Origin of the sequence: Aequorivita nionensis (genome assembly GCF_046352995.1) — a bacterium.
GTDB lineage: Bacteria > Bacteroidota > Bacteroidia > Flavobacteriales > Flavobacteriaceae > Aequorivita > Aequorivita nionensis.
Genome location: NZ_CP130281.1, coordinates 2,240,260 through 2,259,678 on the forward strand (window position 1 = coordinate 2,240,260; position 19,419 = coordinate 2,259,678).

Annotated in this window: 19 protein-coding genes; 10 read left to right on the forward strand and 9 right to left on the reverse strand. The window is 38.0% G+C overall.

Annotated elements, in window-relative coordinates:
- Positions 1-9 precede the first annotated feature (9 nt).
- Positions 10-453, reverse strand: a complete 444-nt coding sequence (locus tag Q2U82_RS10170; RefSeq protein WP_410004767.1) for a type I restriction enzyme HsdR N-terminal domain-containing protein — start codon at positions 451-453, stop codon at positions 10-12.
- 72 nt (positions 454-525) lie between these two features.
- Between Q2U82_RS10170 and holA the strand changes: the two genes are divergently transcribed.
- Positions 526-1,530 (forward strand): DNA polymerase III subunit delta, encoded by a 1,005-nt coding sequence (gene holA / locus Q2U82_RS10175; protein ID WP_410004768.1) that lies wholly within the window; start codon positions 526-528, stop codon positions 1,528-1,530.
- A 62-nt stretch (positions 1,531-1,592) separates the two neighbouring features.
- Here the strand turns inward: holA and Q2U82_RS10180 are convergent, their stop codons facing one another.
- Both Q2U82_RS10180 and Q2U82_RS10185 read right to left on the reverse strand, forming a co-directional pair.
- Positions 1,593-2,069: a hypothetical protein gene (locus tag Q2U82_RS10180; protein ID WP_410004769.1), complete on the reverse strand. Its 477-nt coding sequence runs from the start codon at positions 2,067-2,069 to the stop codon at positions 1,593-1,595.
- A gap of 27 nt (positions 2,070-2,096) precedes the next feature.
- Positions 2,097-2,474: a DoxX family protein gene (locus tag Q2U82_RS10185; protein ID WP_410004770.1), complete on the reverse strand. Its 378-nt coding sequence runs from the start codon at positions 2,472-2,474 to the stop codon at positions 2,097-2,099.
- Positions 2,475-2,593: 119 nt separating this feature from the next.
- Between Q2U82_RS10185 and menA the strand changes: the two genes are divergently transcribed.
- The 5 genes from menA to Q2U82_RS10210 all read left to right on the forward strand — a co-directional run bounded on the left by menA (position 2,594) and on the right by Q2U82_RS10210 (position 7,381).
- Entirely contained in the window at positions 2,594-3,499 is a 906-nt protein-coding gene (gene menA / locus Q2U82_RS10190) for a 1,4-dihydroxy-2-naphthoate octaprenyltransferase (RefSeq protein WP_410004771.1), read from the forward strand.
- Positions 3,500-3,512: 13 nt separating this feature from the next.
- Positions 3,513-4,193, forward strand: a complete 681-nt coding sequence (locus Q2U82_RS10195) for a metal-dependent hydrolase (protein WP_410004772.1) — start codon at positions 3,513-3,515, stop codon at positions 4,191-4,193.
- Positions 4,194-4,293: 100 nt separating this feature from the next.
- The gene (locus tag Q2U82_RS10200; protein WP_410004773.1) at positions 4,294-5,334 is read left to right on the forward strand and encodes an o-succinylbenzoate synthase; all 1,041 of its coding nucleotides are present in this window, start codon (positions 4,294-4,296) and stop codon (positions 5,332-5,334) included.
- A 17-nt stretch (positions 5,335-5,351) separates the two neighbouring features.
- Complete coding sequence (locus Q2U82_RS10205; RefSeq protein WP_410004774.1) at positions 5,352-6,323, forward strand: CPBP family intramembrane glutamic endopeptidase; 972 nt, start codon at positions 5,352-5,354, stop codon at positions 6,321-6,323.
- 8 nt (positions 6,324-6,331) lie between these two features.
- Complete coding sequence (locus Q2U82_RS10210; protein WP_410004775.1) at positions 6,332-7,381, forward strand: AMP-binding protein; 1,050 nt, start codon at positions 6,332-6,334, stop codon at positions 7,379-7,381.
- A gap of 15 nt (positions 7,382-7,396) precedes the next feature.
- Here the strand turns inward: Q2U82_RS10210 and Q2U82_RS10215 are convergent, their stop codons facing one another.
- Complete coding sequence (locus Q2U82_RS10215; protein ID WP_410004776.1) at positions 7,397-7,894, reverse strand: hypothetical protein; 498 nt, start codon at positions 7,892-7,894, stop codon at positions 7,397-7,399.
- 105 nt (positions 7,895-7,999) lie between these two features.
- Positions 8,000-9,643, reverse strand: a complete 1,644-nt coding sequence (locus Q2U82_RS10220) for an acyl-CoA carboxylase subunit beta (RefSeq protein WP_410004777.1) — start codon at positions 9,641-9,643, stop codon at positions 8,000-8,002.
- Between the two features lie 222 nt (positions 9,644-9,865).
- Between Q2U82_RS10220 and Q2U82_RS10225 the strand changes: the two genes are divergently transcribed.
- The 3 genes from Q2U82_RS10225 to Q2U82_RS10235 are packed head-to-tail and all read left to right on the forward strand — an operon-like array spanning position 9,866 to position 12,240.
- Entirely contained in the window at positions 9,866-10,048 is a 183-nt protein-coding gene (locus tag Q2U82_RS10225) for a CAL67264 family membrane protein (protein WP_068761345.1), read from the forward strand.
- A gap of 53 nt (positions 10,049-10,101) precedes the next feature.
- A complete protein-coding gene (gene ettA / locus Q2U82_RS10230) occupies positions 10,102-11,793 on the forward strand; it encodes an energy-dependent translational throttle protein EttA (protein WP_410004778.1) in 1,692 nt (563 codons plus the stop codon).
- 3 nt (positions 11,794-11,796) lie between these two features.
- On the forward strand, positions 11,797-12,240 hold the full coding sequence (locus tag Q2U82_RS10235) for a hypothetical protein (RefSeq protein ID WP_410004779.1): 444 nt from the start codon (positions 11,797-11,799) through the stop codon (positions 12,238-12,240).
- Positions 12,241-12,312: 72 nt separating this feature from the next.
- On the opposite strand, the gene Q2U82_RS10240 is transcribed toward Q2U82_RS10235, so the two are convergent.
- The 4 genes from Q2U82_RS10240 to hutI all read right to left on the reverse strand — a co-directional run bounded on the left by Q2U82_RS10240 (position 12,313) and on the right by hutI (position 18,027).
- Positions 12,313-14,865: a VPS10 domain-containing protein gene (locus Q2U82_RS10240; RefSeq protein WP_410004780.1), complete on the reverse strand. Its 2,553-nt coding sequence runs from the start codon at positions 14,863-14,865 to the stop codon at positions 12,313-12,315.
- Between the two features lie 65 nt (positions 14,866-14,930).
- Positions 14,931-15,731 carry an MBL fold metallo-hydrolase gene (locus Q2U82_RS10245; RefSeq protein WP_410004781.1) on the reverse strand — a complete coding sequence of 267 codons (801 nt, stop codon included), beginning with the start codon at positions 15,729-15,731 and terminating at the stop codon, positions 14,931-14,933.
- Positions 15,732-15,790: 59 nt separating this feature from the next.
- Entirely contained in the window at positions 15,791-16,792 is a 1,002-nt protein-coding gene (locus Q2U82_RS10250) for a formimidoylglutamase (protein ID WP_410004782.1), read from the reverse strand.
- Positions 16,789-18,027: an imidazolonepropionase gene (gene hutI / locus Q2U82_RS10255; protein WP_410004783.1), complete on the reverse strand. Its 1,239-nt coding sequence runs from the start codon at positions 18,025-18,027 to the stop codon at positions 16,789-16,791. The genes Q2U82_RS10250 and hutI overlap by 4 nt, the downstream gene beginning before the upstream one ends.
- A gap of 220 nt (positions 18,028-18,247) precedes the next feature.
- Here hutI and Q2U82_RS10260 point away from each other — a divergent pair, with 220 nt between their 5' ends.
- On the forward strand, positions 18,248-19,414 hold the full coding sequence (locus tag Q2U82_RS10260; RefSeq protein ID WP_410004784.1) for a trans-sulfuration enzyme family protein: 1,167 nt from the start codon (positions 18,248-18,250) through the stop codon (positions 19,412-19,414).
- The last annotated feature ends 5 nt before the right edge of the window (positions 19,415-19,419 follow it).

Consider the following 19,419-nt stretch of genomic DNA (forward strand, 5'->3'; position numbering starts at 1 on the left):
TTTCAGGACTTATTTATAATTTGGAATTTCTTTCAAAAAAAGATAGCGCTCATTTTCAAAATCCATTTGGCAGTAATAATGTTCCAAACCATTGCTGACCATTAAATATTCAGCTTTCAATGCTAAATTATATCGGGCAATCTGATCAAAAGTAATTTGTGAAATTTCGATTGAGGGCGCTTTGCATTCCACAATTAAAAAAATACTGCCATCAATGTTAAAAACCACGATATCATATCTTTTTACGGTATTATTCAATTTCAGTTGTTTTTCAACGTTTATAAGGCTTTTGGGATAGTTTTTTTCTTTCAGAAGAAATTGAACAACATGCACCCGAACCCATTCCTCGGGGGTGAGTACGACGAATTTTTTTCTAATTTCATCAAAAACCAACGTTTTATTTTCGCTACTTTTGAAGCGAAACGAATATACGGGGAAGTTGAGTTTTTGCATTTACAAATATTCAAAATTTAATATTCAAAATTCAAAATTAAGTTCCTTCAATCTAAAATCGTAAATCGTCCAATGCCGCTCGACAAAGTAAAATCCATAATCACTGATATTAAAAACGGAAACACAAAACCCATCTATTTTTTGATGGGCGAGGAGCCGTATTATATTGATGGCATTTCAAAATATATTGAGGAAAACGTTTTGTCTGAGGAAGAAAAAGGCTTCAATCAAATGGTGCTTTATGGGCGCGACGTTACTGTGGAAGACATTATCAGCAACGCAAAGCGCTACCCGATGATGGCGGAAAAGCAGGTGGTGATTGTAAAGGAAGCACAAGATCTTTCGCGAACCATAGAAAATTTGGTTAGTTATGCAGATAATCCGCAGCCCACAACAGTTTTGGTGTTTTGCTACAAATATAAAACGCTGGATAAACGAAAAAAGCTCGCAAAAACTGTTGCAAAGACAGGCGTTCTTTTCGAAAGCAAAAAATTGTATGAAAACCAGGTTCCAGATTGGATAAAGCGTGTTCTTGCAGGAAAAGGTTATACAATTACGCCAAAAGCCGCGCAAATGTTGGTTGAATTTCTTGGGAATGATTTGAGCAAAGTGAATAATGAGCTTGAAAAGCTGCAATTAATTCTAAAACCAGGCGAGCAGATTACGCCACAAATTATAGAAGAAAACATCGGTATTAGTAAGGATTTCAACAATTTTGAACTTCAGAATGCCATTGGCGAAAAGGATATTAAAAAAGCATTTGCTATCATTCAATATTTTTCACAGAACCCAAAAAACAATCCGTTGGTGATGACGGTAGCTTTGTTGTATAGTTTCTTTTCAAAATTGCTGAAATATCACGCGCTTTCCAATAAAGGGGATGCTGCAAAAGCGTTGGGCGTAAATCCTTATTTCGTAAAAGACTATCAAACCGCAGCCCGAAATTATCCAATGAAAAAGGTGAGTGCCATTATTGCAGCAATCCGCGAAGTGGATATGAAAAGCAAAGGTGTGGGTGCCGCCAATCTTTCGCAAGGCGATTTATTAAAGGAATTGTTGGTGAAGATTTTTAATTGATATTATTAATTTACATTGGGCAGGATAGAAAGAAATCTACTATTAATTATTTGTAGTTGAAATCATTTTTCATTTGCGGCTGTTAAAGTTGTCATCGGAATACTAAAACTTTTACCATAATCACTATCGCATTCCAAATAAGCAGATATCTTCATTTTTTTAGAATTTAAGGTTTTTGAATATTTATAACCACCTCGAACCGGATAAATAGTGTCAGGATTAGAAAGTTTTCTAATTGAATTATTTGATAAACTATCAACAAAAATCACTCTTGACTTTTTGTTAGTATTATATCCTACAAAAACTATTTCGCCTTCAACCTGAGTGTTTAAATCATAACTATTGTTATAATTCAAAATATCTCGGAAAGAAATGCTATCAAACACATATTTATTATTTATTTCAGCTAGAATATTTTTTAAACTATCATTTTCTTCACGCAAGCTTTCTAATTGGGCAATTGTATTTACATCTTGATTTATACTGGTACAGCTAAATGTCAAAATGGCCAGAAGTAAAATTATTATTGTTTTATCCATTTTTTTCAAATTAAACTCAACCATCAACTATTTCCTATCCACCGAATATTTCCCAGCTCCCAGCATAGCAATAGCAATAAAAGCAATTAAGTAAATAATCGCCATTTCTTTTGTTCCCAAAGGATCAGCGGCGTGAACAATAAACGCTGCAATAGCCATTGTAATAATTACTGGAATTGAAGACAGTCGCGTTTTAAATCCAATAACAACTAAAATAGGGAATAGCACTTCGCTTAAAACGGCCAGGACCAATGAAGCGGGTTCGCCAATGCCAATGGGATCTCCAAAGGAAAAATCCCCCGAAATCATTTTTAAAAGTTTGGGGATTCCGTGGGTGAGCATCATTCCGCCGAAACCCACGCGAAGCAAAAGTAATCCTAGATTGTAATTGGTAGAGTTGTTCATAATTCTCGGTTTTCATTTAAAAGAAACGAATATAGGAAAACAAACTAGATGATGCCACCTGCCAAAAAATTGTTTCCGCTCTTTTTAAAATGTATTTTTACAGCTTCAAAAAAAATTGAATGACAAAAATTAAAGCTTGGGTTGCCGCAGCGAGATTGCGAACTTTACCGCTTTCGGTTTCTGGGATTATTGTGGGCTGCGCAATTGGTGAATCTGTAAAAAGTCCGGTGCGTTTTTGGGAAACCCTTATTTTCTGGCTTGCAATATTGGTAACAATTGGTTTTCAAGTACTCTCCAATTTTGCAAACGATTATGGCGATGGCATCCGCGGAACCGATGCAAAAAGGGAAGGCGAAAAACGAATGGTAGCTTCTGGAATTATTTCTCCGAAGCAGATGAAAATCGGGATGATTATTACAGGAATCATTACATTTTTCATAGCCACAATTTTGATTTTTATGGCTTTCGGAAACGAGAATTTTATCATTTCCTTTATTTTTTTCAACCTTACAATCGTCTCAATTATAGCGGCAGTAAAATATACGGTCGGTAAAAAAGCCTACGGTTACTCTGGTTTAGGAGATGTTTTTGTATTTCTATTTTTTGGATTGTTGAGCGTTTTGGGAAGTTATTATTTGTTTACCCACACGTTGAACTGGCTATTATTATTGCCCGCTACAGCCATTGGTTGTTTCAGCACCGCAGTGCTTAATTTGAACAATATGCGCGATATAGAAAATGATGCCGCAGCCAAAAAACATACCTTGGTTGTAAAATTGGGTTCAATAAGGGCTAAAAAATATCACGTTTTTTTGTTGCTTTTCGGAATGCTTTGCGCAGTGATTTATACAGTTATAAATTTCACAGAACCCTTGCAGTTCGTATATCTAATTGCGTTTATCCCTTTTCTTTTAAACATAAAAACCGTTTTAAAAAATAAATCACCGATGCTACTTGATAGCGAATTGAAGAAGGTCGCGCTCAGCACTTTTTTGTTTGCAATCTTGTTTAGTATATTTATGTGATAAAAATTGCAATATGAAAATTACATTTTACGGACAAAATAGTCTTGGCATTGAAATAAAGGGAAAACACATTTTGGTGGATCCTTTCATTTCAGGAAATCCGCTTTCCAAAGACAAAATTGATATCAACGATTTAAAAGCAGATTATATCCTTTTAACCCACGCACACCAAGATCACACATTAGATGCCGCAGCTATTGCAAGAAGGACAGGAGCAATAATAGTTAGCAATTATGAAATCGCAAACCATTACGAAGCAAAAGGAATCGAGGTTCACCCAATGAACCACGGCGGAAGTTGGAAGTTCGAATTTGGCAAAGTGAAATATGTACACGCAATCCACACAAGCTCTTTTCCCGATGGCAGTTACGGCGGTCAACCCGGCGGATTTGTAATTGAAGGCGAACACAAAAACATTTATATTGCCGGCGATACTGCATTAATGATGGATATGAAACTCATCCCGATGCACACCAAACTTGATTTAGCAATTCTCCCCATAGGCGATAATTTTACTATGGGAATTGACGACGCGATTATCGCAAGCGATTTCGTGCAATGCGATAAGGTTTTGGGCGTGCATTATGATACTTTCGGTTATATTGAAATTGACCACGAAGAAGCAAAACGCAAGTTTTATGATGCCAATAAGGATTTGATGTTGCTGGAAATTGGGGAATCCATAGAACTTTAAAAATCACAAATCACAAATCACAAATCACAAATTTCAAAGAGGACATTTTTTGGAATTTGGAATTTGTGATTTGGTGCTTCATTCTTAAACTAACAATATAATGATCGCCACTTTTCAAAAACACATCCTAAACTTCAAAATTCCGAGCGGTACTTCCCGAGGCGTTATGAATTCAAAAGAAACCTATTTCCTTATTCTGAAAACTGAAGAAGGTTTCGGAGTAGGAGAGTGCGGACTTTTGCGTGGACTGAGCATCGACGACCGCCCAGATTATGAAGAAGAACTTGCAGGTGTTTGTGAAAACATAGAATTGGGCGTAACTGAAGTAGATTTATACGAAGCATTACAGGAATTTCCATCGATACAATTTGGAGTGGAAACGGCTTTTAAATCTTTGCATTCAGAAAATTCTTTCGAATTATTTCCTTCGGAATTTACGCGTGGCGAAGCTGCCATCCCAATCAACGGTTTGGTTTGGATGGGCGATAAAGTTTTTATGAAAGAGCAGATTTCAGAAAAACTGAAACAAGGTTTCACTTGCATCAAAATGAAAATCGGAGCCATTGATTTCAAAACGGAACTTGATCTTTTAAAATCCATCAGAAAGGAATTTTCAGCTTCCGAAGTAGAATTACGCGTTGATGCCAACGGTGCTTTTTCACCAAAAGTAGCGCTGGAAAAACTAAAAGTGCTTTCAGATTTGCAATTACATTCCATTGAACAACCCATAAAACAAGGCCAATGGCAGGAAATGGCTCGGCTTTGTGAGGAAACTCCGCTGCCAATAGCATTGGATGAAGAACTAATCGGCATTTTTTCGGAAGAAGAAAAAAGTAAATTACTCGATACCATAAAACCACAATTTATAATCCTAAAACCCTCATTGATCGGCGGTTTCCGCGGAAGCGATACTTGGATAAAACTAGCAGAAAATCACAAGGCAGGTTGGTGGATTACTTCCGCTTTGGAAAGCAATGTTGGTTTAAACGCCATTTCGCAATATACCTTCATAAAAAACAGTAAATTGCCGCAAGGTTTGGGCACGGGCAGCCTTTACACAAATAATATTGATAGTCCGCTGGAGGTTTCAAACGGAGCCCTAAATTATAGTCAGTCAACAGGCTGGATTTTTAACTTTTAATTATTCAATTCAATACAATGTTCATACAACAAGCCTTTAAATCACTTCACGAATGGTGGCGCTATCTCGTAGGTTTTATAATCATTTTTCTTGCTAGCCAACTTGGTTCAATTCCATTTTTAATTGCTGTAATGTTTAAAGTAGTGTCTGATGGAGGTGATATAGAATCCATTCAAGACCCAAATGTTATGATGACTGTATTGGATTCCAATCTCACGTTGTTTTTGATGCTTTTAAGTTTTGCCGTGGGTTTATTCGCTATTTATTTGGTGGTACGTTACCTTCACAGACAACGGTTTGTAACGCTTACAACTTCACGTAAAAAAACCGATTGGGGCCGTATTTTTTTTGGTTTTGGAATTATAACGGTCACTACCTTAGTTGTTACCATAATGGATTATTACAGCAACCCAGAAGATTATGTGTTGCAATTTGATTTAGTTCCGTTTTTAATTCTTGCAGTGATTGCAATCATTATGATTCCGTTGCAAACCAGTTTTGAGGAATATCTTTTCCGCGGGTATTTGATGCAGGGCATTGGTGTTTTGGCAAAAAACAGATGGCTACCGCTTGTGCTTACCTCTGTAATTTTTGGGGGATTGCACCTCGCAAATCCTGAAGTTGATAAACTCGGGAATATTATAATGGTTTATTACATCGGCACAGGTTTCTTCCTTGGAATTATGACGCTCATGGACGAAGGAATGGAACTTGCCCTTGGTTTTCACGCAGGAAATAATTTGATTACTGCTTTATTGGTAACTGCAGATTGGACCGTTTTTAAGACCAATTCTGTTTTAAAGGATATTTCAGAACCTTCTGCTGGTTTTGATGTAATTGCTCCCGTTTTAATTCTTTACCCTATTTTCTTATTGATTATGGCATATCGCTATAAATGGAGTGATTGGGGCGGAAAACTTTTTGGAAAAGTGGAAGAACCCATTGTTATAGCTGAAGAAAATAACCCGAATTCAACTTTTATTGAATAGTGAAACCATTGTTGCATCCCAAATTTAAATTAAACGGCGAAGCATTTCCTGCTGCGGAAGATTTAAGGATGCGGGCAAATCATTTACTTGAAAATGGAAATGATGATGAAGTTGCAATTGGGAAATTTATTTTGGAATGGCTTGACGAAAATGATTTTATCACGGTAAAAACCTCAGGTTCCACTGGAACTCCCAAAGAAATTAAACTTCAAAAAAAACAAGTTTTCAACAGTGCAAATGCTACGGTTACTTATTTCGATTTAAGGGAAAATACAAAAGCATTGCTGTGTCTTTCTTCGGAATACATAGCCGGAAAAATGATGCTCGTTAGGGGAATGATTGCAGGATGGGATTTGCATACAACCTCCCCCGAAAAAAATCCGCTTGAAAATAGCGACGAAAATTTCAACTTTACGGCGATGGTTCCGTATCAGGTTTTTCATTCTTTGAAAGATTTGCATAAAGTGAAAAAGCTAATCGTTGGAGGCGGAGCAGTTCCGTTAGAATTGGAGCAACAATTACAAAAAGTAAATACTCGGGTTTTCGCAACATACGGAATGACTGAAACCATAAGCCATATTGCGGTTCGACCCATAAACGGAACCGAAAAATCAGCTATTTTTTCTGCTCTTCCAAATGTGGATTTTTCTTTGAACGAGAAAAATTGTCTGCAAATTCACGCTCCAGAAATTTCAGAGGAAACAGTTACAACTAATGATGTGGTTGAATTGATTTCACCAAACTCGTTCAAATTTTTGGGAAGAATTGACAATGTTATAAATACAGGTGGCATAAAAGTACACCCCGAAGCGGTTGAGGAAAAACTTTCAATCTACATAAACCAGTCATTTTTTATAGCTTCGGAAAAAGATGATGCTTTGGGCGAACGGGTTATTTTGATAATTGAAGGTGAAAAGCATGTGCAACTTGAAGATTTTTCAGAAGCTTTTGAAACGCTTTCAGCTTATGAAAAACCAAAAAAAATATATTTCCTACCTCAGTTTTTCTATACCGAAACCGGGAAGTTAATGCGAACGGCAACTGTGGAAATGATATGAATTTCCTTCCTTTGATTAAGAAGCCAACTCTCCTTCAATCTTACCAAGAATGATTGCGTCTTGAGTTTCGGGATCATAAGCTACTAGTACCTTGTTTCCTACTTCAAATTCGTGAATGCGAAGGCGCGAGATGAGCTGCTCAATAGTGGTATTGAATTTTACTGCGTTTTTTGGCATTACTTCAAGATCAAAACCTACCATATAAGAATTGTTAACGGTGGTTCCGGTTTCATAAACGCGTATAATTTTGGCAGGGGCTTCTTTCCCTTTTTTCAACAAATTGTTTTTAGATTTTTGAGAAATAACTATCGATCCAATAAAAAAGATGAAGGTAAGTGCAAATAAAATTGACAATGCAATGATTGAATACTGCGTAAGTTTTGGAATTTCGTCAAAATCATAGGAACCCTCAGGCATATCCCACATACCAACAAACAATGTAATGAATGGAACCCACATAAGTGCAAAACAACGCCAACCCATTTTGCGGAGTGTGGTAGGGTTGAATTTCATAAGCAGATTGGATTAAAGTTTATACTTAACTTATATTCCAAAAGTAATGAAAGTCAGTATATTATCTAATTAATTATTCTCTTGTTTTGGAAGAGTTGTTTCTTTTTAAACTTGAATAACTCCAAGATTAAAAGCTTTTTCAATAGGCGCATGGTTAGCGGCTTCAATACCCATGGAAATCCATTTTCTAGTGTCCAAAGGATCTATCACGGCATCTGTCCAAATTCTGGAAGCTGCATAATATGGAGAAATTTGTCGATCGTAACGCGCTTTAATTTTATCGAACATTTCTTTTTCAACTTCTGGTGTTATGGTTTCGCCTTTCTTTTTAAGCGAAGCGGTTTCTATTTGAAGCAATACTTTAGCAGCACTGTTACCGCTCATTACTGCAAGTTCGGCACTGGGCCAAGCAACAATCAATCGCGGATCGTATGCTTTTCCGCACATTGCATAATTTCCGGCGCCGTAACTGTTGCCAATCACAATCGTAAATTTTGGAACAACGCTGTTGCTAACGGCATTTACCATTTTTGCGCCATCCTTTATAATCCCGCCGTGCTCGCTTTTGCTGCCTACCATAAACCCGGTAACATCCTGTAAAAATACCAGCGGGATTTTCTTTTGGTTACAATTTGCAATAAATCGCGTTGCTTTATCAGCACTATCGCTATAAATCACGCCGCCAAATTGCATTTCGCTCGGCTTGGTTTTGGCTTTTGTAGTTTTTACCAAAGTACGCTGATTGGCAACAATTCCAACAGCCCAACCGTCAATGCGAGCATAGCCAGTAAGGATTGTTTGTCCATAGCCTTCTTTATATTCTTCAAAATCACTATTGTCCACGAGGCGTTTTATGATTTCGCGCATATCGTATTGCTCTGCGCGCGACTTTGGTAGAATTCCGTAAATATCTTCTTGTTTTTCCTTTGGATTTATAGCTTTTTCACGGTTGAAACCCGCTTTGTCAAAATCACCAATTTTGGAGACTATATTTTTTATTTTATCCAAAGCATCTTTATCGTCTTTCGCTTTATAATCGGTAACGCCACTAACTTCGCAATGCGTTGTCGCGCCGCCTAATTCTTCGTTATCAATGCTTTCGCCAATGGCGGCTTTTACCAAATAACTTCCAGCAAGAAAAATACTTCCGGTTTTGTCAACAATCAAAGCCTCGTCACTCATAATTGGAAGATACGCGCCGCCAGCAACGCAACTGCCCATCACCGCTGCAATCTGGGTGATGCCCATACTGCTCATTACGGCGTTATTCCTAAAAATCCTTCCGAAGTGTTCCTTATCGGGGAAAATTTCATCCTGCATAGGCAAATAAACGCCAGCGCTATCCACCAAATAAATTATAGGCAAACGGTTTTCAATGGAAATTTCCTGTGCACGAAGATTCTTTTTCGCAGTTATAGGAAACCAAGCGCCCGCTTTCACGGTAGCGTCATTCGCCACTACGATGCACTGTTTTCCTTTCACATAACCAATTTTTACAACCACACCACCACTGGGGGCACCGCCTTGTTCCTCATACATGTCATCGCCCGCAAAGGCGCCGATTTCAATACTTGGTTTTTTTTCGTCCAATAAATAGGCTATGCGCTCTCGGGCGGTAAGTTTGCCTTGGCTATGTTGTTTGTCAATACGTTTTTGCCCGCCGCCTAGTTTTATTTTTGCCAGTCTATTTCTTAAATCTGAAACCAGCAGTTTATTGTGATCTTCGTTTTTGTTGAAGTTTAAATCCATCTAAAAAGTATATTTGCGCTAAAATACAAAATGCTTCAAAGTTTTGGGTTGAAAGTTCAAAGTTTAAAGCTGATTTATTAAAACTATTAGCAATTTACTTTTCGCTAACTCCTTTTAAAAACTATGACATTTTGTTAACGAAAATCTATTTTATATTACCGATATTTGTTTTTGCTCGTAAATTTGCGACTTAAAAAAAAATCAACCAAACAGAAATAGATTATGGGAATGAATAAAAACACTGTACTTGCCTGGGCCACTTTTATTATGATTGTTGTAGGAGTCGTACTCATTGGGATGGGCGCCTTCCGCTATGACGATGTTGCTGGATGGGGGTTTGCTGCCGTAGGTATTGGCTTCTTCGCCATTGCTTGGGTTTTTAATGCTTTAAAAGGAAGGGTATAAAAACCAATTCTACAAAATAAAATTTTCTACAAAAACCTTAATTAATACTCGAAATGTCCGACGATAAAAAAGTAATCTTTTCAATGTCTGGGTTGACCAAAACCTATCAAAGCGCCCAGACTCCTGTACTTAAAAATATATATTTAAGCTTCTTTTACGGTGCCAAAATTGGTATTCTTGGTCTTAACGGAAGTGGTAAATCCACTTTATTGCGAATTATTGCTGGGGAAGAAAAAAACTATCAAGGCGATGTTGTTTTCGCACCAGGTTATACCGTTGGTTATCTGGAACAAGAACCTAAGCTGGATGAATCCAAAACTGTTTTGGAAGTAGTAAAGGAAGGCGTGCAGGAAGTAGTTGATATTCTTGACGAATACAACAAAATAAACGATATGTTCGGTTTGCCTGAGGTTTATGAAAACGCGGCAAAAATGGACGAATTGATGGAAAAGCAAGCCAAGCTCCAAGATAAAATTGATGCTACAAACGCTTGGGAATTGGACACTAAGCTTGAAATAGCGATGGACGCGCTGCGTACGCCCGAGCCAGATAAACTAATCAGCGTACTTTCTGGTGGTGAAAAAAGAAGGGTTGCGCTTTGCAGATTACTTCTTAAAGAACCAGATGTGTTGCTGCTTGATGAGCCAACAAACCACTTGGATGCCGAAAGTGTTCATTGGCTGGAACATCACCTTTCAGAATACAAAGGAACGGTGATTGCCGTAACCCACGATAGATATTTCTTGGACAACGTTGCAGGTTGGATTTTGGAATTGGACAGGGGAGAAGGAATTCCTTGGAAAGGAAACTATTCTTCTTGGCTTGATCAAAAATCAAAGCGATTGGCACAGGAACAAAAAACAGCTGGAAAACGTCAAAAAACTTTGGAGCGAGAGTTGGAATGGGTTCGTCAAGGTGCGAAAGGCCGACAAACAAAGCAAAAAGCTCGTTTGCAGAATTACGACAAGCTGTTGAGCCAAGACCAAAAACAATTGGACGAAAAACTGGAAATATACATCCCGAACGGACCGCGTTTGGGTACAAATGTTATTGAAGCCAAAGGTGTTTCAAAAGCATTTGGCGATAAACTGCTTTACGAGGATTTGAATTTCAAACTTCCCCAAGCAGGAATTGTTGGAATTATCGGTCCTAACGGTGCTGGTAAAACCACTATTTTCAAAATGATTATGGGCGAGGAAACGCCTGACAAAGGTACTTTTGAAGTTGGCGAGACTGCAAAAATCGCTTACGTTGACCAAGCGCATTCCAATATTAACCCAGATAAAACCATTTGGGAAAACTTCAGCGATAGTCAGGAATTGATTATGATGGGCGGACGGCAAGTGAACTCACGAGCATATTTGAGCCGTTTCAACTTTAGCGGAAGCGAGCAAAATAAAAAAGTTTCGATGCTTTCTGGTGGGGAACGAAACCGTTTGCATTTGGCGATGACTTTAAAAGAAGAAGGAAACGTGCTTTTGTTGGATGAGCCAACAAACGATTTGGACGTAAACACACTTCGTGCCTTAGAGGAAGGTTTGGAGAACTTTGCGGGATGTGCCGTGGTTATTAGCCACGACCGTTGGTTTTTAGATAGAATCTGTACGCATATTCTTTCTTTCGAAGGAAATAGTGAAGTGTATTATTTTGAGGGCGGTTTCAGTGATTACGAAGAAAATAAAAAGAAACGTTTGGGTGGCGATTTAATGCCGAAGCGAATCAAATACAAAAAATTGATACGATAAAATATGTGGAAAAATATATTGCTGCTTGCATTTTTAATAACCATTTCTTCCTGCGGAAGTAAAAAGACTGCTGTGAAATCTTCAAAGGATTCCAAAGAAGTTGTTTTGGGAAAAAGTGAGGCTGTTTCTTATAAAAGTTTAGGAAATGGGGTAGCTTCAATTTCATTGCAACTTTTTGAAAACAACACTTTCAAATTCGACTTTAAAAGTATTCCGCAGCCTGACACTGACGAAAAAACAATCACCATTTCAGAAAAGGGAACCTATACTTCTGATGGGAATTGGAAAACGTTAAATTTTAAGAAACCAAAGTTTTCATTGGCTGCAATTTTTGACGCCAACTATTCAGGGTCTGCAGATTTTAAGGTAATTGACGAAGAAAACGTGAAGATAAATACTGCAAAAAATGCTTTGCCCATTTGGGGCGTCGTTTGCGAGAAACAGTAAAAAGAAATATATAAAAAGCAAAAAAGCCCGATTCAGTTTTTGAATCGGGCTTTTTGTTTTAAAACTTTAAAATTATTTATTGATAATCAGCTTTTTGGTAACGGATTGCTTTCCAATATTCACTTTCACAAAATAAACTCCAGCAGCAATTCCATCGGTTTTTACTGTTATGGTTTTATTTGTTCCGAAATTTCCATTGAACAAACTTTTTATCTTTTTCCCCGAAATATCGTAAAGCTGAACCGTTCCTTCCTCAGAAAGATTTTGCGAAATAGTAAATTCTGAAGTAGCTGGATTTGGATAAATTTTAATTGAGTTTGAAGTCAATTCAGTATTGTCCACACTCAAAATATCACTTATATCATAACTGTGCATTCCTCTTCCAAAAGTTCCCGCATAAAGCGTTTGGGTTGGCTCGTGGAATTTTAAATCCATCACTACCGTAAGCGGCAGATTGTTTCCTAAAATGGTCCAGTTTGCACCGTCATCCTTGGAATACCACACGTTCAAATCTGTAGCAACAAAAAGAATATTTTCCGCAGGATACGTAATAATATCGTTCACCGGAATGTTTGGCAAATTTGAAGAAATATCTGTCCAATTCTGCCCGCCATCCGTAGTTTTAAAAACGCGAGGCGTATAATCTAAATATTTAAACCCGGAAACAGTAACATACGCAATCATATCATCACTTGGAACCATTGCGATAGAAGTGATGTATTGATCGGGAAGACCAGCACTTACATTTGTCCAAGTTGTTCCGCCGTCAAAAGTTACATTCACGTTCCCATCGTCGCTTCCAGTGTAAATAACGTCCAGATTATTATATGAAGCTGCAATTGCCGTAAGCGTTCCGAAAGCCAAAGAACCGCTTGGGTGAAGGCCGTCTGTTAAATCTGGGCTAATTGCGGTCCAAGAAACCGCTCTACTGGATGTGTATAATTTGTTGCTTCCGTAAAACATCATTTCTGGATTGAAAGGCGAAAGAATAACAGGAGTATTCCAATTTACACGATCGCTTCCACTTATACCGTTAGTTCCATTTTGAAAAGAGTTTCCGCCATTTGTTGATCGACGTAGATTTCCATATTGCGATTCGCCATAAACATAATTATTATCAATTGGGTCAACATTTACGTGAAAACCATCACCCCCAATAATAGAATTCCAATCATTTGCACTACCTGTGAGTGTGCGTATTGTATTGTTATCCTGAGTTCCACCATAAAGTCTTTCAGGATGCTGATAATCAACTTCTATGTTGTAGAATTGGGTAATCGGAAGATTTTCAAAATGCGTCCAACTGTTTCCGCCGTTATTGGAAATATATGCCCCACCATCGTTTCCGGCGAGCATAAAACTGCTATTTGTTCGTGAAAAATCTAACGCGTGATGATCAACGTGCATTCCGTTCAGCGTATTCCAAGACGAACCGCTATTGGTAGATTTCGCAATGTCGAATCCTACAATATAAACTTCGGATGAATTTGTTGGGTTTACGCGAACGTTTCCAAAGTACCAGCCAAAGTTTGCGTCTATCCCACTCAAAGCTCCTGCCGATGTTACTAAGGTCCAGTTATCGCCATTGTCTGTTGATTTGTAAAGGCCATTGAATTCATTGGTAATTTCATTAGTTGTGAAACGTGCATAAACCGTTGAAGGATCTGATTCTGAAACAGCAATACCAATACGTCCGGTTTGGACATTTGGAGCGGGAAGACCGTTGGCAGCACCAAGTTCAGTCCACGTTGTGCCACCATCCATAGAACGATGAATTGCTGAAGTTACTCCGCCATAATCCCGTTGCCAAGGTTTACGAGTACGCTCCCACATTGCTGCATAAATAATATTTGTATTTGCAACATTCATTGCAACATCAATTGCCGCGGTTGAGTCAGTTACAAATAATACCTTTTCCCAATTTGTTCCGCCATTGGTAGTTCTATAAATTCCTCTTTCCACATTTTTACCATATAATTCTCCGGTAGCTGCAGCAAAAACACGATCAGGATTTGTGGGATCAACTACAATGCGACCAATATGATTGCTTTCTGGCAGACCAACGTTTGTCCAAGTATCTCCCGCATCATTACTTCTATAAACTCCATCACCAAAGTAGGCGCCATCTGTTGCGCTTCCGTTGGCTTCGCCGGTTCCAGCATAAATTATTTGTGGGTTAGAAGGTGCTATTGCAATATCGCCGATAGAAGGCTTTGTTACTTCATCAAAAATAGGGGTCCAGTTTGCTCCGGCATCATAACTTCTGAAAATTCCTCCCGTTGCTGTGGCCACATAAAGATGATCATCGTTGTCGGGGGCGATGGCAACATCGGTAATGCGTCCTCCAGTGTTCAAAGGACCAATAAAAGTCCATTCCCCGGCTTGCTCGGGAGATCTATTGGCAAGAATTTGTTTTGATTGCAGAATGGCTTCTTTATAAGCTTCTTTGTTTATGTAGTTATTTGGATAAGCGCGTTGATTGTACATCCATTCTGCTGGATATTCCATCTTTCCAATTTCTTTTTCTTCGGAATTTTCTTCAGAATTGTTTTTGCATCCAATAAATAGTAGCGCGGAAAATGCTATAAGTGCAATTAAGTTAAGGCGTGGTTTGTAGTTTTTCATCAATGGCGTTTTAGAATTTGGGTTTTACAAGAATACACTTTAGTTCGTTATTGTAAATATCGTTATTATTTTTTCGGATACCAATCCAATTGAGTAACCTTAATATCTTGGTTTCCAGCTTCAACCAATGATTTGAATTTTGCAACATCGCTCAGACCTTCCGTACCTCTATAATGATAGGGATAAATAGTTTTTGGTTTGAATGCCAGCACGGCTTCGGCTGCTTTTTCAACGTTCATTGTATAGGGAAGGTTCATACAAATAAAGGCAATATCAATATTTTTAAGATTGCGCATTTCAGGTATATCTTCGGTGTCGCCGGAAATGTAAATACGCTTTCCATTTCTTTCAAGCACATACCCATTTCCTCTTCCTTTTTCGTGAAATTTCAATGCTTCAGGACGAAGATTGTACATTGGGATTGCCTCAATTGTCATTTCAAAATCGTTGGTAATTTCGCCATTATTAATAACCGATGTTTTATTTTGAAGACTTTCAGGCATTTTTTCAAAAACTGCTTTTGGGGCATATATTATGGTGCCATCATTAACAATTGATTCAAGAGTAGGAATATCCATATGGTCACCGTGGATGTCTGTAACCAAAACCATATCTGGCTCTGTATAATCGGAAAATGCTTCTTTTCCGCCCACAGGATCTACATAAATTATGGTTCCATCCCAATTGAGGGCCATGCTGGCGTGTTCTATAGGATTAATAATAAAACCATTTTCAGTTGCGGCTTCCCCCGCATCAACTTCCCCAAGCGGAGTATTGATTGTTGCTTTGGTTTCGGATTTTTCCGAAGTGTTTTTACAGGCTGTAAATACAATTGCTAGAATAAATAAAAAAGTAAGTTGTTTCATTTGATTTTTTTTTGAAGATACTAAGAAAGAAATAGTTGCTTAGTTTTTTTTGCATTTTTTTAAGAAATAACATCGCTGATCAAATAAGTAATCGCTTTCCCCACTTGATTCGTAAAAACTCCTGCCAATGGCGATCCTTCACAAATATGAAGATATTTAGCATTCTCAATTTTTGAAAAATAAGAAACAAACTGTCGGGCTTCGGTCAAAGTAAATCCGCTGGGAGTAATAGCACTGCTTCCCATAAATTCTATGGCGTCCATATCCAACTCAATTCCAAAATTTTCGTTGCAGCAGAAATTTTTGGCATCTTTTAATCCTTCGGAAAAAGTTAGTTTATGTTTCACTGAAATATCTTCAAAAAGATTGAAATTGACTCTGCGCGAATTTTTTTCAATTGAATTGAAAACCGCTTCCGAAGTATAATTTCTATGAAGTCCGAATACGAAATATTTTTTCAAATAACCATCCACGAAAGCATACGAAAACCCATTGCCGCTATGCCTATGTTCTAACGGACGAAAATCTGTATGTGCATCAAAATTGATGCAGTTTATTGGTTTTTGCAAAGCTTCGGAGGTGCCTTTTAAATTTCCAAAACTATTGTTGTGACCGCCGCCGATGATTATTGGGAATTTGCCAGCTTCAACAATTGCTTTTATGACTTCAGAAACTTTATGGTCAATTTGGGTAACTAATTCGCCTAGTTCTTCAGCATAATGATTTTCTTCTTTGGAGATGTTTTCTGCTTGCTTCATCTGAGTGTCGCAGTCTATTTCTCCCAAAAGAATCACATTTTCAGCATTGGTTAAATGGTTGTGCTGAATATTTAAAAGACTTCCCAAAGCGGCTTCCCAAGCTTTTGAGGTCCCTGGATTTCCGTAGTTTGCACGAACGCCAATATCTTCTGGAATTCCTAAAAGCACATATTTTGTTGAATTATTTTTTATATCTTCAAGTGTTTTAACGAAAGCTACTTTTTCACCAAATTTGGTTTCCCCAGCTCTTTTTTTTATAAAGGAAGCAATGTCTTTTTCGGAATAAATTTTCAAAAGACTCATTTTACTTCCTTGCCATTAATGATTACTGAATCGATCAAATTACTCCCAAAAGCATACGGCAAATAGCCATAGGACGGAACTGGTTTTGTAATGATGAGGTTGGCCTTTTTACCCCTTGTGATGCTGCCGTGAGTTTTGCTTAAACCCATTGCGTATGCACCGTTCACGGTTGCTGCGTTTATGGCTTCTTCTGGCGTGAGTCTCATTTTTATACAGGCTGTTGCAACTACAAAATTCATATTGCCGCTGGGCGTGGAACCTGGGTTGTAATCTGTGGCGAGGGCCAAAGGCAATCCGGCATCAATCATTTTTCTGCCCGGTGTGTATGGAATACTCAAAAAATAAGAGCAGGAGGGAAGTGCTACTGGCATAGTGTTCGAATTTTTGAGTGCTTCCAAATCTTCATCGGTTAAAACCTCTAAATGATCTACACTCAAAGCGTTGTGTTTTACTGCAGCTGCAATTCCGCCAATGCTGTTGAATTGATTAACGTGTACTTTCGGAATTAGGTTGTGTTTTTTCCCTTCGGAAAGAATCCGTTCCATATCCGCAACCGAAAAATAGCCTTCTTCACAGAAAATATCCACATATTCAGCTAGCTTTTCTTCGGCTATTTTAGGAAGCATTTCGTTGCATAACAAATCCAGATAACCATCTTTATTACCTTTATATTCTGTGGGAATTGCATGCGCACCCAAAAATGTGGTTTTGATGGTAATAGGATATTCTTCAGAAAGCTTTTTCGCCACCCGAAGCATTTTTAGTTCGGCTTCTGTTGTTAATCCATAGCCACTTTTTATTTCAATGGCACCCGTTCCGAGACGCATCACTTCTTCTAACCTTGAGGCGGATTGATGATATAAATCCTCTTCCGAAGTTTCTTGCAATTTTTTTGCACTGTTCACAATTCCACCACCTTTTTCAGCGATTTCTTGGTAGGTTAAACCGTTAATCCTATCTACAAATTCCTGTTCCCGATTTCCAGCATAAACAAGGTGGCTGTGGCTGTCGCACCACGCTGGCAGCACTATTTTTCCACTGCAATCCAAAGTTTTAAATCCTTGGTGTGGTCCCATTTTATCCATAGTTCCGTAATCTTCAATCACGCCATGGTTTATAAAAACCCAAGCGTTTTTTAATGTTGGGAGTTCTTTCATTTCTTCTCCGCTGAGTTTTGCGGGGCAGTTTTCACGGACTTGAAGCAATTCTTTTATGTGAGTTAACAGTAATTTCATTTTGAGAATTTAATAGCGATAATTTTTTATAAAGATAGGAAAAGTAAATCCCAATAATGAAATCCCAAATTCCAATTAAAAAGTAAATCCTAAAAAATCAATATCGAAAATATTTGCTTTAAAATTTCCAATCTGAGATTTATTTGGGATTTGGTTTTTGAAATTTGGGATTTTCTTCCCAGTTATTTATACCTTTAAGCACCTTGAAAAATTTTATAGAATGAAATCAAAAAATATAGGAATTAACACCATCTGTACACACATTGGCGAAGTAGAGGACAAGCAATTTAAAGGAGCTGTTTCGCCTTTGTATATGTCCAGCAGCTATGCTTATGAAGATGTTGATGTAAAGCGTTATCCGCGTTACTTCAATACGCCAAACCAAGAGGCGCTTTGTAAAAAAATAGCAATGCTTGAAAAAAGTGAAGCCGGACTTATCTTCGGAAGTGGAATGGCGGCCGTGAGCACCACAATGCTGGCGTTTTTGCATAAAGGCGATCACGTAGTACTTCCGCAGACTTTGTATGGTGGAACCTATAATTTCGTGGTTGAAGAGTTTCATAAATTCGGAATTGAATATTCTTTTGCTGAAGGTTTTTCTGAAGCTGATTTTTCTGAAAAAATTCAGAAGAACACCAAGGTTATCTTTGTAGAAACACCTTCCAACCCGCTGATGCGCATTACAGATTTGGAAATGATTTCGCGCATAGCAAAACAACGAGGTATTGTAACGATGATAGACAATACCTTTGCTTCCCCGGTAAATCAAACCCCGGCCGATTTCGGAATAGATATTATGATTCACAGCGCCACAAAATATATGGGTGGGCATAGTGATATTTTGGCGGGAGCGGTGGCCGCAAGTGAAGAACACATTAAAATAATCTGGAACCTTGCAAAAAACTTAGGTGGTAGCTTGAGTGATTATACAGTTTGGCTGTTGGAACGCAGCATGAAAACAATGGTTCTTCGCGTTAAAGCCCAAAACAAGAACGCCAAAAAAATGGCGAAATGGCTTGATAAACATCCGTTGGTTGAAAAAGTTTACTACCCAGGCCTAAAACGCCATCCCGATCACGAGCTTGCAAAAAAGCAAATGAACGGTTACACAGGAATGCTTTCTTTTGAAATAAATGAATCATTAAATGTTGGAGATTTTTTAAAAGCTTTGAAAATGATAAAACCATCAATGAGTTTGGCGGGAGTGGAATCTACCATACTTTCGCCTGCAAAAACTTCGCACGCTTTGCTTTCCGCTGAAGAAAGGAAACGCCAAAACATAAGTGATGGTTTGCTTCGTTTTTCAGTGGGAATTGAGGAAACGGAAGATATTATCGCCGATTTGGAAGGAGCTTTCCAAAAGATTTCAAAAATGCAAAAAATTTAAAATAG